15 protein-coding genes are annotated in these 14393 nt (G+C 55.6%); 10 read left to right on the top strand and 5 right to left on the bottom strand.

All coding sequences use genetic code 11. The features are described 5' to 3' along the window. Positions 1-255 precede the first annotated feature (255 nt). The 3 genes from K355_RS0110115 to K355_RS0110105 all read left to right on the top strand — a co-directional run bounded on the left by K355_RS0110115 (position 256) and on the right by K355_RS0110105 (position 2076). Positions 256-669 (top strand): tellurite resistance TerB family protein, encoded by a 414-nt coding sequence (locus tag K355_RS0110115; protein ID WP_022732021.1) that lies wholly within the window; start codon positions 256-258, stop codon positions 667-669. A gap of 296 nt (positions 670-965) precedes the next feature. After that, positions 966-1850, top strand: a complete 885-nt coding sequence (locus K355_RS0110110) for an NAD(P)-dependent oxidoreductase (RefSeq protein WP_022732020.1) — start codon at positions 966-968, stop codon at positions 1848-1850. Further along, a complete protein-coding gene (locus K355_RS0110105; RefSeq protein ID WP_022732019.1) occupies positions 1837-2076 on the top strand; it encodes a GDCCVxC domain-containing (seleno)protein in 240 nt (79 codons plus the stop codon). Before K355_RS0110110 ends, K355_RS0110105 begins: the two co-directional genes overlap by 14 nt. A 9-nt stretch (positions 2077-2085) precedes the next feature. Here K355_RS0110105 and K355_RS0110100 read toward each other — a convergent pair whose 3' ends face one another. Further along, positions 2086-2625, bottom strand: a complete 540-nt coding sequence (locus K355_RS0110100) for a class I SAM-dependent methyltransferase (protein ID WP_022732018.1) — start codon at positions 2623-2625, stop codon at positions 2086-2088. Positions 2626-2738: 113 nt separating this feature from the next. On the opposite strand from K355_RS0110100, the gene K355_RS0110095 reads away from it, so the two are divergent. The 4 genes from K355_RS0110095 (at position 2739) to K355_RS0110080 (ending at position 6661) form a co-directional block, all read left to right on the top strand. Then, positions 2739-2957, top strand: coding sequence for a SlyX family protein (locus K355_RS0110095; protein ID WP_022732017.1), 219 nt, complete (start codon positions 2739-2741; stop codon positions 2955-2957). Between the two features lie 99 nt (positions 2958-3056). Beyond that, on the top strand, positions 3057-4211 hold the full coding sequence (locus tag K355_RS0110090; RefSeq protein WP_022732016.1) for a DUF3095 domain-containing protein: 1155 nt from the start codon (positions 3057-3059) through the stop codon (positions 4209-4211). Between the two features lie 106 nt (positions 4212-4317). After that, positions 4318-5265 (top strand): LysR family transcriptional regulator, encoded by a 948-nt coding sequence (locus K355_RS0110085; protein ID WP_022732015.1) that lies wholly within the window; start codon positions 4318-4320, stop codon positions 5263-5265. A gap of 91 nt (positions 5266-5356) precedes the next feature. Then, the gene (locus tag K355_RS0110080) at positions 5357-6661 is read left to right on the top strand and encodes an MFS transporter (protein WP_022732014.1); all 1305 of its coding nucleotides are present in this window, start codon (positions 5357-5359) and stop codon (positions 6659-6661) included. Between the two features lie 74 nt (positions 6662-6735). On the opposite strand, the gene K355_RS0110075 is transcribed toward K355_RS0110080, so the two are convergent. Together K355_RS0110075 and K355_RS0110070 are read right to left on the bottom strand one after the other, a co-directional pair. Next, positions 6736-7659 (bottom strand): NADP-dependent oxidoreductase, encoded by a 924-nt coding sequence (locus tag K355_RS0110075; protein WP_022732013.1) that lies wholly within the window; start codon positions 7657-7659, stop codon positions 6736-6738. Further along, complete coding sequence (locus K355_RS0110070; protein WP_022732012.1) at positions 7656-8120, bottom strand: ester cyclase; 465 nt, start codon at positions 8118-8120, stop codon at positions 7656-7658. Before K355_RS0110070 ends, K355_RS0110075 begins: the two co-directional genes overlap by 4 nt. 98 nt (positions 8121-8218) lie before the next feature. Here K355_RS0110070 and K355_RS0110065 point away from each other — a divergent pair, with 98 nt between their 5' ends. Further along, entirely contained in the window at positions 8219-9124 is a 906-nt protein-coding gene (locus K355_RS0110065) for a LysR family transcriptional regulator (protein ID WP_022732011.1), read from the top strand. Positions 9125-9217: 93 nt separating this feature from the next. Then, positions 9218-9697: a transcription elongation factor GreB gene (greB, locus tag K355_RS0110060; protein WP_022732010.1), complete on the top strand. Its 480-nt coding sequence runs from the start codon at positions 9218-9220 to the stop codon at positions 9695-9697. A gap of 83 nt (positions 9698-9780) precedes the next feature. On the opposite strand, the gene K355_RS0110055 is transcribed toward greB, so the two are convergent. Continuing rightward, positions 9781-10797: an NADP-dependent oxidoreductase gene (locus tag K355_RS0110055; protein ID WP_022732009.1), complete on the bottom strand. Its 1017-nt coding sequence runs from the start codon at positions 10795-10797 to the stop codon at positions 9781-9783. Between the two features lie 98 nt (positions 10798-10895). On the opposite strand from K355_RS0110055, the gene K355_RS23725 reads away from it, so the two are divergent. Then, a complete protein-coding gene (locus K355_RS23725) occupies positions 10896-11822 on the top strand; it encodes a LysR family transcriptional regulator (protein ID WP_022732008.1) in 927 nt (308 codons plus the stop codon). 51 nt (positions 11823-11873) lie between these two features. On the opposite strand, the gene hrpB is transcribed toward K355_RS23725, so the two are convergent. Then, entirely contained in the window at positions 11874-14378 is a 2505-nt protein-coding gene (gene hrpB, locus K355_RS0110045) for an ATP-dependent helicase HrpB (protein WP_022732007.1), read from the bottom strand. Positions 14379-14393: the final 15 nt, after the last annotated feature.

Here is a 14393-nt window from a genome sequence, read left to right as displayed (position 1 = left end):
TACCCTTCTCCACCGTGTGGCGAAAGCCCCCATATGATCTGCACGTGAAGAATGAGGCGATTTCACTACGTAATCATTAAAATCGAGAAAGTTTAATCGGTTAACTGTTGCCCGAACACAATTATGAGCTTACCATTTTTCTGCCCTGAGGTTGTCACAGACATGTGCGACATCCGTCAAATGTCTTGACGGTCCCTGTCAAAAACATGGCCCGCACTGTGTTTCAGACACCCGCTTTGGAAAGGAGCAACCAACGTGATTTCGCATCATGATGCCTTGATCTACACAATGGTTATGGTTTCCGCATCGGACAACGACATTACCGATGCTGAACTTTCTGCGATGGGCCGTCGAGTCCGTTATCTTCCGATTTTTGCCGGTTTTGACAATGACGCGGTGACAAGTGTCGCACGCGACTGCGCAACATTGATGGGCGAGGAAGACGGCCTTGATCGTGCGCTTGAGATGATCCGCGACTCCCTACCGCGCAAACTGCGCGAAACGGCCTATGTTTTTGCTTGCGAAATTGTTCTGTCGGACGGTGAAATCAGTCAGGAAGAATTGCGCATACTCGAACTGCTGCGTCACAAACTTGATATTGATCGCCTTGCTGGTGCGGCAATTGAGCGGGCCATGGCCGCGCGCTATGTCCGACCCGGCGACTTTTAAGCACCCAAAAACAGCACTCCGTTCTTCAGAAAAACGTCCGGGGTCAGGACCATTGACTTGGCACCCCCAAGAAAAGCGCAGCCGGAAATTCCCCGCCATCGCAGCTTTATTTGGGACGATATTCGGGCCTGTAGGCAATTGACTACAGCCCGCACTGCCACAATGTGTTATGGCCTTGCCCACATTACCGACACATCCTTGCGTCATAAGACGCCAAGGTATTTGTGCGCGCATGTAATGTCGCACCTTTTTAAACGCAGTTTGTGTTTAACCACCGCCAATGAGGGACTGCTATCATGACCGCTCTTTCCGGGGAAAATATCGCGTTTATCGGACTTGGCTTGATGGGGCGCCCGATGGCGTTGAACCTTGAAAAGGCCGGCGCGGTTCTGACAGTCAACACTCGCAATCCCGAAACACTCAATGCGTTTGAGGATCTGGGCATTGCCACGGCGGGCACCCCGGCGGACGCTGCCGTGGATGCCGATATCGTCATCATCTGCGTTGCCGATACCAATGCCCTTGAAAACGTCCTTCTGGGCGAAGACGGCATTGTTGATGGCATGGAAGAAGGCACGATTGTCATCGACATGGGCACAACCGCGATTGACGCCACACGTCGTTTTGCCGAGGCGGTCGAAGACGCCGGTGGCAGCTGGATTGATGCCCCGGTATCAGGCGGCACACATGGGGCGGAAACCGGCACCCTTTCGATCATGGTCGGCGCCGACGACGAAGATTTCGACCGTGTGCGTCGCGTGTTCGATGTTCTGGGCGCACGGGTCACCCATGTCGGCGATGTTGGCGCAGGGCAAATTGCCAAGGCCGCCAATCAAATGATTGTTGGCATCACCATTGGCGCGGTTGCAGAAGCCTTTTCGATGGCCGACGAAGCCGGGGTCGATATTGCCAAAATGCGCAGTGCGCTGACCGGCGGCTTTGCCGATTCCGCCATCTTGCAAAAGCACGGCGAACGCATGATCGAACGCAATTTCGAACCGGGCGGCAAAGTCGTCACCCAGCGCAAAGACCTCTATCAGGCGCTTGAATTCTCCGAAGGCGAACTTGGCCTTGAACTGCCGTTCTCACGTCTAGCACTTGAACTCTATGACGAACTGATTGGCATGGGCGATGGCGATCTTGACCATTCCGCCCTGATCAAAGTGTATGAAGAAGGCTGATCCCCAAACCGTTCAAACCGTTTCCGTCCTGACCTGCCCGCAATGCGGGCATCAGGAATGCGAAACCATGCCAACAAACGCTTGCCAGTATTTCTATGACTGCAAGGGGTGCGGCGCTGTGCTGCGTCCCTTGGCAGGCGATTGTTGTGTGTTTTGCTCGTTTGGTACCGTGCCCTGCCCGCCGGTCCAGATTGATGGCAAGAATGCCGGTTGCTGTGGCGGTTAGGAACCAAAATCAGGCTTCGGCCTTATGTTTCCCAACACGGTAAAGATACAGAATATCGCTACCGGACTTCATCGGGACCTCGCCAAAGGCCTGCCAGCCGGGAATGGCAAAGGCGCGTGAAATAACAATGCCGCCTGCGCGCATTTTTTGATCCAGCACATCGCCAACATCGCCCATCACCCGGGGATCAAGAAAACACACCACAACATCGCCCGGCTCATGATCGATTTTGCGAAAATCCGCCCGGATCAGTGTCAGGTTCGGCTTGGCTGCCAACATCGCCCGCATCCGGCTAATGGCATAAGGCACGGGGGAAAGCTCAATACCCGTCACCGCAATGTCGGGCCGATGGCGCGCAATATCGATCGCCAGATCCCCCCACCCCGATCCAAAATCAGTGACGGTCTGTGTGTCGGTGGGGATATAGGAAATGATTTCCGCCCGTGCTGCGGCCAGACTTGGCATCGGAACGACGCGTAGCCTGATGGCGTAAATCGCGATCAAGGCCAGAATAACGCCTGTAAAAACAAGTACGGATAAATCGGTCATTGGCCCGCGAAATATGTTACGGTCAGGAATGCACACTCCTGCCACAGGGCAGCAGGCACTACAAGTTCCCATTGAGCCACATTTCCAGAAGATACCAGCATGAGCCAGCCAGCATGAGCCACAACGACGCGGAAAGCCGCATTACCGATCTTGAAACCAAGATGGCGCACATGGACACCATGATAAATGACCTGTCCGACATGATTAAATCCCAATGGGATCGCATCGACATTCTAGAGCGCCGAAATAGATTAATGTCAGATGACGTTAAACGGATGGGCGATTTCATGCGTACATCATCAGAAGACGACGTACCACCGCCGCATTATTGATCGCGTGCCATATGTCTAAAGGCCGTCGAAACCGCCTTTACCATGCTCTCTTTCACGTGCCGATATTGCTTTTGACATCATCTAGCGTGGAAGAATGACGTGACCAATCCCTATCTTGATATTCCGGTATTTGACAATTTCGCCAAGGGTCTTGATCGCTCGGTTTATCATTCCCTTCCCGATGACTGGTGGATTGGCACATCCGATATTGTCGGCTCCACCAAGGCCATCGCGGAGGGCCGGTTCAAGGATGTAAACACCGTTGGTGCGTCGGTGATTTGCGCTGTCAGCAACGCCTTGGGTCATTCCGATTATCCGTTTATTTTTGGGGGCGACGGGGCCAATTTTGCCTGCCCGCCCGATAACATTGATGCGGTGCGCGCAGCCCTTGCCGCCACGGCAACCTGGGCGGCCGAAACCCTTGATTTTGAATTGCGCGTTGCACTGATCTCAATCGCTGCGATCCGTGCGACGGGTCGCGATGTCCGCGTTGCCCGCTATGCGGTGTCTCAACCCGTCGCCTATGCCATGTTCAATGGTCGGGGTCTGAAATGGGCAGAAGACCGCATGAAAGATGGGAAAAACGCGGTTCAGCCAGCCCCGCCGGGGACACGCCCGGATCTTACCGGCTTGTCATGCCGTTGGTCGCCCATTACGGCTGAGGGATCAGATAAGATCGTCTCAATTATTGTCCAGCCAAAGGATGATCTGGCCAAGTTCGAAGCTGTGACCACCGGGCTGTTTAAAATCCTTGATGGTGGCCCACGTAACAGCAGCCCGGTTCCAGAAGATGGCCCCGATTTTGCCTTTCCACCGCCCGGCTTGCGCCTCGAAGCAATTGCCACGGCCCATAAAGAAGGCGGATATATCAAGGCTTGGCTCAAAGCACTTTATATTTCGCTGATTGCCCTGATCCTGATGAAGACCGGCTGGAAACTTGGTGATTTTGATCCGAAACGCTACCGCGATTATACCGGCTACAACACCGATTTTCGCAAATTTGGCGATGGACTTTGGATGACGGTCAATTGCAGCAAAGCATTGGCCGATGAAATTGACGCCTATCTGCAAACTGCTGAACAGCGCGGCGACATTCATTTTGGCACCCACCGTCAACGCACCGCCATCATGACCTGTATCGTGCCCTCCATCACCAACGATGCGCATTTCCATTTTCTCGATGGTGGCGAAGGCGGCTATACGGCGGCATCCACGGTCTATAAAGACAAGATCAAACGCGCCCAGGCCAGCTAGAAGTCTCATGCGCGAAACACATCAACCCACAATTTCGATAGATTTCTTGCATGGCATCGGATTTTACCAGACACTCCCCTGATCACTGACGGATCAGGAATGCGCCATGGACACCCGCGAACTTGAAGCCCTGATTGCCGTTGCCAACGCGCAATCCTTTCATGGTGCGGCCAGTCGGCTTGGCCTGACGCAGCCCGCGGTCACCCGGCGTATCCAGCGCCTTGAACAGCGCATCGGCACATCGCTGTTTGACCGCACGACCAAGCCATTGCAACCAACATCAGCCGGCCATCGCGCCCTGACAGAAGCCCGCGATCTTTTGCGCCGCCTTGACGGGTTTAACGACACCATCTCAGGGGCTAAAAACCCGCAAGGCCCTTTTCGTCTGGGGCTTAGCCACGGGGTCGCCCCCCTTATGGCCGCGTCCGAACTTCGTGAACTGCATCAAACCTTTCCCGACATGTCACTGACCATCAAAAGTGGCTGGTCAAGTGAACTCCTGCCGCTGTTGCGCCGGGGTGAAATTGACGCGATGCTCTCCCTTGATGGGCCGAACGGCATTGTCGGGGGCATTCAAAGCCGCGATCTTCCGACAAGTTTGCAGCCCCAGACATTGCTTGATGATCAGATCGTTGCGATTGGCCCAAAATCGGCCCGCCACCATCCCACCACCATTGCCGAACTGGCAAAATACCCCATGGTCCTGATGCCCGAAGGCTGCACCTTCCGCGCCCTTGGCAATGCGTGGGCGCACAAGAACGACGTTGAATTCACCTCCGTTCTTGAAGTCTCCGCCCTTGAACTGCAAATCGAAATGGTCGCCGCCGGGGCCGGATACGGCATCATGGCGCGCCGTTTTTGCATGCACAGTTCGGCGCGGGACCGGGTGCGTATTCTTGATATTCCCGGCATGAACTGGAACATGGCAATCACCCTGATACGGCGTGCCTCCAATGGTGATCTTTGCGACATTATCGACAAGGTTGGCGACATCGTGATCAAGGCCGGTGCGATATCAAACCCTGATCATGCACAATTATTATCAGCATCATAAGTCGAATGAATTGGACGCATACTGCGCCCGCCGCCAAAATAAAAACCAAATACGATAACGCCGCCAATAAACGCCCCTCGGAGGAACATCGATGCGCCCCACGCAAAATACCGGCGGCACCGCCGGAACGCCGCCCCATCGCCCCGACAGCCCAGATAATAGCCCCACCCGCCAGACCATCCTGCGCGCCACCAAATGGTTCCCGTGGCTGGTGTTGCTGTGTGGCTGTCTGGTTCTGTCGCTGAACCTTGGCGTGCGCCAGTCGCTGGGCCTGTTCATTCCCGACATGCTGACCGATACCGGCTGGACGGCGACGACCTTTGGTCTGGCCTTTGCCATTCAGAACCTGATGTGGGGGATTTCCGCCCCCATCGCAGGCGCGCTTGCCGACCGGTTTGGCACCACGCGCACCCTGATTGTCGGGGCGTTTATTTATGCGCTTGGTCTTTATTTAATGGGCACATCCTCGTCACCCGGCGAGTTGCACATCACGGCAGGTGTTTTGATCGGTACTGGCGTCGGTGCGACCAGTTTCCCGGTCGTGCTTGCCGCCATCAGCCGCGTATTTTCCCCAGCCAAACGCAGTTTCGCCCTTGGTCTGGCATCCGCTGGCGGGTCGGTCGGGCAGTTTGTCATGGCCCCAACGTCACAGGCGCTCAACAGCTCGATGGGCTATGTCACGACCCTGACCATCCTTGCCGCCATTTCGATGCTGATCATCCCGGCCGCCTTTGCCATGAACGGCAAGGCCGAAGCAGGCAGCCCGAACGCCACGCCTGACATGGGCCCACAAGGATTGATCGCCGCCTTCCACGAGGCGCGCAAACATCGCGGCTTTGTCCTGCTCAATGCCGGGTTCTTTGTCTGTGGTTTTCACATCGCGGTGATTGCCACCCATCTTCCGACCTTTACCGAGCTTTGCGGTCTGCCGCGTTCCGTTGCGGCCGAAGGATTGGCACTGATTGGCCTGTTTAACATCGTCGGCACCCTGACGGCCGGTTGGGCGGGTGGAAAATGGCCGAAAAAATATGCCCTGTCATTTGTCTATGGCATGCGGGCATTGGTCATCATTGTCTTTATCTTTTCACCCAAAACATCTGAAACCATCTTGCTGTTTTCTGCTTCCATGGGTGCGCTTTGGTTGTCGACCGTGCCGTTGACCAGCGGCCTGATCGCACAGGTTTTCGGGCCCCGCTATATGGCCACCCTGTTTGGCATTGTCATGCTGTCCCATCAGATCGGCGCGTTCTTTGGCGCATGGATGGGCGGTCTTGTCTTTGACCTGACCGGCAGCTTTGATGGTGTGTGGTGGGCATCCGTCGCCCTTGGCGTCTTTGCCGCCCTTGTTCACTTACCAATTGATGACAAGGAACTGCGCAAGGCGGCAACCGCCTGATTGCCGGTGCATTCCACATCGTATCGTTAAAAGCCGTGACACCGTTAAATTGGTGCCACGGCTTTTTTGAAAGATCAGACCATCGTTAAGATGATCTTGCCGCGCGCCCGGCCAGATGCCTGACGGGCAAAGGCCGTGGCAAATTCATCCAACGGCACCGTCTGATCGATCAGGGTCTTAAGTCCGTTTGTGGCGATGGACGACATAACGGATCGCAACCGCGCGCCATCGGACATGTGAAAAACAAAACTGGCCGTGACATGATGCGCACTTGCCAGTGCCTCATCGGGCGGCGCAACCAGCGACAGCAACCTGCCATCACGGCGCAAAACGCCAAACGATTTTTGCTGCGTCTCGCCCCCGATGGTGTCAAGCACCAGATCGACATCAGAAAGCGCCTCCGCGAAATCATCGTTGCGATAGTCAATCACCTGATCTGCCCCCAATGTCCGGGCAATATCAATGCCATCCCCTGATGCGGTGGCAATCACCCGCGCCCCAACCGCACGGGCAAGTTGGATGGCAAAGCTGCCAACCCCGCCAGCCCCCGCATGGATCAGAACCGTCTGCCCGACCTGAAGATCGCCAATCTCGAACAATGCCTGCCACGCGGTGCCTGCGGCCGTTGGAATACCCGCCCCTACTTCGAACGACATGGAATCGGGCATTGTCACCAGTTGCGTGGCCGGAACGCAGGCCAATTCGCTAAATGCGCCACCGCTGACAGGATCAAGACGGCCAACGACTTTATCGCCTTTTGACCAGCCGGTTACATGCGCGCCAACGGCCTCAATCGTCCCGGCAAGGTCACTGCCAAGCGTGTAGCCAAATTCAAGCGGGAAGTAATCCTGCAAAACCCCGCTATGGAGTTTGACATCAAGTGGATTAAGGGCGGCCGCATGCACGCGGACCAACACATCATCCGGCCCGATGTCGGGTATCGCAATGTCGCGAATGACCGGCGCCTCATTGTATCCATCAAGTTTTACGGCTTTCATTGTGCGGCATCCTTTTCGCCAACAGGAAACGCCCCAACTTGAAAGAACCAGCCAAGCCAGTCTTCAAGATGCCAAGTGTGGGTCACTCTTCCATTCTCGACATAATGAAATTCATGAATGGGCATGCAAAATGACGTGCCGGTTGCCGCCACACCAAACCACTCACCGCGATGTATTCCGGTGATTTCGGCCCGCACGGCAACCCGGCCCGGTGCACCAATCATTTCATGAATGATGATCTGCAGATCGGAAAAGGCGTCCCGAAATGCGTTGATCAATGGCTTCATGCCATCGCGGCCCGGCTCCTGTCCGGGGGCAAGTGGAATATCCTGCCAATCTTCGGTGACGGCCTCATCAAGAAGGTCCGCACTTTCAGAGAACGACCGGTAAAGCAACTCGATGGCTTTGCGGTCCGCCTCTGAAACGCCAAAGATTTTTGGCTGTTGGGTTATATCAGTCATTGTCGTTTTTCCATTTCGGATCGTTGAATATGGAAAAACACTACCGCCCGGCTCAACATACTGGAAATCGATATAAGATATATGGCATTATCCATTTCATGGATTTACATGGTATCGATCTGAACCTTCTGGTGGCCTTTGATGCCTTGATGGCGGAACGGAATGTCACACGCGCAGGCATCCGGATCGGGCGCACACAACCGGCCATGAGTGCGGCTTTGTCACGGCTGCGCGGATTGCTTGGCGATGAGTTGTTTATTCGCAGTCCCAATGGTCTTCAGCCCACCCCGCGCGCGCTTGATCTTGCCGAACCACTGGGATACGCGCTTTCTGAAATTCAACGCACACTGGCCTTCACCCAGACATTCGATCCGGCGGTTTCAACCGCGACATTCTCGGTCGCCCTCTCAGATCATCCGACCTTCAAACTGCTGCCGGTCCTTCTTGATGCCTTGCGCCAAAAGGCACCAGGCATCACGCTTCGCATCCATAACTTCGTCGCACGCGATGATGCCATTAGCATCCTTGACGCAGGGCGGGCTGACCTGACCATTGGCGTCCCCCCGACATCAACTGCGCGCATCCTGACCCGCCCCTTGTTCGAAGAACGCTTTGTCTGCGTCCTTCGCCGTGATCACCCTGCTGCATCCGGCCCACTTGATCTCGACACGTTCCTGTCATTGTCTCATCTGCTGGTATCGCCGGAAAATGAACGGTTCGGGCTGGTCGATGCCGCACTGGCAAGCATGGGCCACAAACGCCGCCTTGCCGTGACTTTGGCGAATTTATATGCCGCGCCGCTTTTGATCGCCCGGTCCGATCTGATCGCCACCCTGATGGAAGGCGTGGTTAAGGCATCTGGACATTCGCACAGCCTCGCCATCACGCCATGCCCCATCGCGATTGACCCTGTTCCCTTTGTGCTAGCGTGGCATCGGCGCAATGATGTGCATCCCGCCCAACGCTGGTTTCGCGATTTCGTTGCCGGGTTGGATTTGGCGTAAGATTTCGCTCGGTTTGGCCATGGATTCCAAGCCGTGATCGACACCTCAATACGCCCTCTTTCTTCCCTGCCTGATTTCAGTTAAAACCCGCGCATGGACAAACCGATTTACATCACGCCCGAAGGCCTTGACGCCCTGCGCAAGGAACTCGACCACCTTTGGAAAAAAGAACGCCCCGAAGTCGTGGCCGTTGTCCATTGGGCGGCGGGCAATGGTGATCGGTCGGAAAATGGCGATTACATCTATGGCAAAAAGCGCCTGCGTGAAATCGACCGCCGGGTACGGTATCTGATCAAACGGATCGAGGACGCGGTGGTTGTCCGCGCCGATGAACAGCCCGATCATACGCACATTTTCTTTGGCGCAACCGTGACCTATGTGAATGCGCGTGACGAAGAAAAAACCATCCGCATCGTTGGCGAAGACGAAGCCGACAGCCTCAATGGCTGCATCAGCTGGGTCTCCCCCGTCGCCCGCGCCCTGATGAAATCAGGGGTTGGCGATGTGGTGACAGTGCGCACCCCGGCGGGCGAGGATGAGCTCGAAGTGCTCGCGGTCCGTTATTCAGCCTGACAAAACTCCGGTTTCCTCAGCCTGGTAGTCTACACAAATACCGCGAGGCTGTTCGAGGCGACCTCCCTGTACAAGATTTCTTCTCACATTACTTTCAGAACAATCTTGCCTTGAATATGACCATCAGCCGCACGCTCGTGGGCCTTTTGCGCATCGGCAAGAGGAAAAGTGCTGTCGAGAACAACCCGGACAGTCCCATCACTGAGCAACGTTGCGAGCTCGGCTAACTGAGCGCCGTTTGACCGAACTTGCGTTGCCGAAACTGTAATGCCCATTTCATCGGCCTTTTTGGCATCTGCAAACCCCAATGGATATATCGGAAACAATGCGCCGCCACGTTTCAACGTCGGCAAAAATCGACCCGATGCAGGACCACCAACACAATCCACAACCAGATCGACATTCCGAACAACTTCCTCGGGAACTGTTTTCGTATAATCAACGAATTCATCGGCACCCAGGCTTTCTAAAAGTGCTTCATGTCGACCCGACGCGACGGCAATGACCTTTGCTCCTTTGAGTTTCGCGACCTGCACGGCGAAGTGTCCCACCCCGCCCGCAGCACCATTCACCAGAACAGTTTTGCCTGCAAGTGGTACCGGTGCATGTCTGTATTCCTGAAGGGGATTGGGCTCATTATGACCGAGTGCGACAAGGAATTGCCATGCCGTAAGAAGGGACATCGGAGCACCGGCTGCGTGCATGTGATCAACACCAACAGGCTTCAAAGCAACTTGGGATACGGGGACACTTACATATTCAGCATAGGCGCGGCTCTCCCCGGCAAGACCATCGGGAAATCGAACCATGGCATAAACCTCATCTCCGACGACGAACTCGTCGACAGTATCGGAGACCGCCACAACAACCCCCGACACGTCAGTTCCTAGAACAACAGGAAATGACACCTGCGGCTGCCATTCTGCAGGCAGCATTTTGTATCCTTCACGCAGGTACCAGTCAGGCGGATTAAGGCCAATGGCATGAACGCGAACAAGCACTTCACCAGCTTTTAATCTTGGCAAAGGTGTATCTTCAAATTGCAGAACCTCCGGTCCCCCAAAAGAATGCTGCACTATGGCTTTCATCATCTCACTCATAAAGAAGCTCCATACATAAACGGTGATTATTCACGACCTATGTATGGGAGCGACTTTAAGTTGACAATTATAGAGCAAGTTGTTTCAATTATGCCACCATGGAACAAATTGGCTTAGATCGATTGACCGGCCTGATTGCGTTTGCGCGCGCAGGATCAATGGGGAGTTACACCGCCGCTGCGCGGTCCCTTTCAATTTCCCCGTCAGCTGTCAGCAAAAGCATACAGCGACTGGAAAAACACCTTGGAGTATCGCTTTTCTCAAGAACGACGCGGTCACTCAAGCTCACGCCAGAAGGAAGCGAACTTTACGACCGAACGCTCAAACTTTTGCACGACATGGAGGAAATAGAACAAACTGCAATAAAAGCGCGCTCTGAACCGTCCGGCACACTCCGAATTGCAGCCTCATTGCCAATTGGCATTCACGTGATTGCCCCCATCCTGCCCTCATTCAACGCACTCTATCCCGATGTAACCATTGATCTACGCATGAGCGATCAGATCGTTGATATCATTGAACAGGGAATAGACATCGCCATACGGATCGGCGAGCTTGAAGACTCCCGACTGTTATCGCGCCCGCTTGCCCCCCATCAACTCTGCGCTTTTGCGTCACCTACCTATTTGCAAACGCACGGCATTCCAACCCATCCTGATGATCTAGCAAAACATAAAACAGTTAACCTGCGCTACCAAAGTACAGGTCGAATGTTTCGCTGGCCATTTCAGGTTAACGGCCAAATTAGTGAAATTATACCGCCTTCCGATCTGATTGTTGATGCAAGCGATGCACTGGTTGCAGCACTTGCCGCAGGGGGTGGCATCGGTATCAGTGCAACCTTTATCGCAGCCCCTTATGTCGCCCGGGGTGAGCTGCAACCTGTGCTGCAGGACTTCGCCGTAAAACGCCAAAACATTACGGCTCTCTGGCCAGAAAGCCGACGCACCAATCCCGCTGTGCGTGCCTTCCTGCCCTATCTGCAGAAAGCTTTTAAAGCCCAGATGACGCCTCTTTCGGAATAGCAACCCAGTTCCGATTGAAAAGCCTGTTTTCTCTCAGAAGCATTTTGCCCGTCACATCTTGCTTTTTACCCGGCGCGTCGGTTCGGCTTGTTGCGGGTCATCGGGCCAGTAATGTTTGGGGTAGCGTCCTTTCATTTCGGCTTTGACCTGCGCATAGGACCCGTTCCAGAACCCGATCAAATCGCTTGTCACCTGAATGGGCCGTTGGGCGGGCGACAGCAAATGCAGCGTCACCGCCACTTTTCCGCCACCCACCATCGGCGTTTCGGTCGCGCCGAACATTTCCTGCATCCGCACCGGAAGGGCCGGGGTATCGCCGCTATAATCAAGGCGGATGTTTGAGCCCGTTGGCACCTGCCAATGGGTCGGCGCCAGACGATCCAGATCTTGTCGTTGTTGCCAGTCAATGCCCGACAGCAGAGCTTCGCTGATATTGATCTGTTTAAGCTGATTACGTTTGGTGATGCCGGTTAAATAAGGGGCCAACCACGTTTCAAGGGTCGCCAGCAACCCGTCATCACTGACATCAGGCCAGCTTTCCCCATCAACCCGGTGCAAAAACGCCAACCGTTCACGCAAACCATCTGCCGCCTTGTCCCACGGCAGACAATCCAGGCCAAGCCGCCGGATACCTTCGATCATTGCGGTTGTGATCGCCTCCGGGTCGGCTGCGTCATGGGTGGCTTTTTCATCCAGAACCAGCGCCCCGATCCGGCGTTGCCAACGCGCCTGTACAGCACTTGATTGGCTATCCCAGAACACCTCTGTGCCCTCGGAAATCTGATCGGCGAAATGCGTTTCAAGAGTGGCACGTGACAGGGGTGCGGCAAGGTAAATCTTGGCCTCACGCGCCTGCCCATCCAGTTCCGCCACCGCGATATAGGGTTCTGCGGCCAGCCCATCGCCATTGGGCAAAACACCGCCGCGCCCGCCCGACAGGCGATACCGCGCATCCTGCCCCTTACGCCGTTCGCCAATCCGGTCGGGATAGGCGAATGCCAACAGCAAACCGACTTGATCAGCACGATCCACCCGGCCTTTATCCCCGGTCAAATCGACTTTGTGGCGAGCGTCTTTTAAGCGCCGCGAAAGTTGCTTGGCAGCCTCCCCGATCATTTTGGGGGCTTGGCGGTTTAAAATCGCCTCCACCCGCAGGCGCAAATCCGCCCCGCGCCCGCGCATGAAATCACGATCCGACAACAAGGCCGCCAAGGCACACGCCTGATCGGCCAAGCCGAGCATATCGCCACGCAACATCATATGCGCCAAGCGCGGATGCACCGGCAGCCCGGCCATCGCGGTTCCCATGGCGGTAATGCGGTTGGCCTCATCCAGCGCCTCAAGCCTGCGCAAAACATCGCGCGCCTGATCAAGCTTTGCGCCATCAGGCACATCAAGCCACGGCAGGCTGTTGGGATCAGTAACGCCCCAGCGCGCCAGCTCAAGTGTGAGTGGTGCCAGATCGGCCACCGAAATTTCAGGATTGGTAAAGGCCGGACGGGCACGATGTTCGGCCTCCGCCCACAGGCGATAACACATGCCCGGCTCCAACCGCCCGGCCCTACCCCGGCGTTGCTCCGCACTAGCTTGCGATGATTTCACCGTCACCAACCGCGTCATCCCCGATGCCGGATCAAATTGCGGCAAACGTTGCAGCCCACTATCGATCACCACCCGAATGCCATCAATGGTTAGCGACGTTTCGGCAATCGCGGTCGCCAAAACCACCTTGCGCATGCCATCCGGGGCCGGTTCAATCGCAATGTCCTGTGCCTGCGCATTCATCGCCCCATACAGTGGTGCGACAATCACGTCCTTGCCCACCGATGGTTTAAGCGCCGCCTCAACCCGGGTGATTTCCCCCTGTCCGGGCAAAAACGCCAAAATTGATCCGGTTTCTTCGCGCAATGCGGTTCGAATGGCGGCTGTCATTTCCGCGTCAATCCGCACATTGCCCCAATTATCAACGCGCGGTGCGATGTATGTGGTTTCCACCGGATAGGCGCGACCTTCGCTGGTGATCACCGGGCAATCACCCATCAGCCTTGCAATCGGATCGCCATCAAGTGTGGCGGACATCACGACAATGCGTAAATCATCGCGAAGGGCACCTTGGGTTTCGAGTGCTAGTGCCAGTCCAAGGTCGGCATCAAGCGATCGTTCGTGAAATTCATCAAAGATGACGGCACCCACACCCGATAATTCCGGATCATCCTGGATCATGCGCACAAGGATGCCTTCGGTGACGACCTCGATCTTGGTTTTGGCCGTGACCTTGCTGTCAAACCGCACGCGGTAACCGACACGATCCCCAACATTTTCGCCCAGCAAATGCGCCATGCGCCGGGCGGCGGCCCGGGCGGCCAACCGACGGGGCTCCAACATGATGATCTTTTGATCGCCGCGCCATTTGGCATCAAGCAACGCCAACGGTACCTTTGTCGTTTTGCCCGCCCCCGGTGGCGCTTGCAGCACCGCATTGGTGCCACGTTCCAGCACAGAACAAACGTCTGGCAGAACGCTATCAATCGGAAGGACGGGAAAGGCGTTAGTCATCAGCGGCTTTCGGTT

Origin of the sequence: Thalassospira lucentensis MCCC 1A00383 = DSM 14000, from assembly GCF_000421265.1 — a bacterium.
Classification (GTDB): Bacteria; Pseudomonadota; Alphaproteobacteria; order Rhodospirillales; family Thalassospiraceae; genus Thalassospira; species Thalassospira lucentensis.
This window is presented reverse-complemented; position numbering and strand designations above follow the sequence as displayed.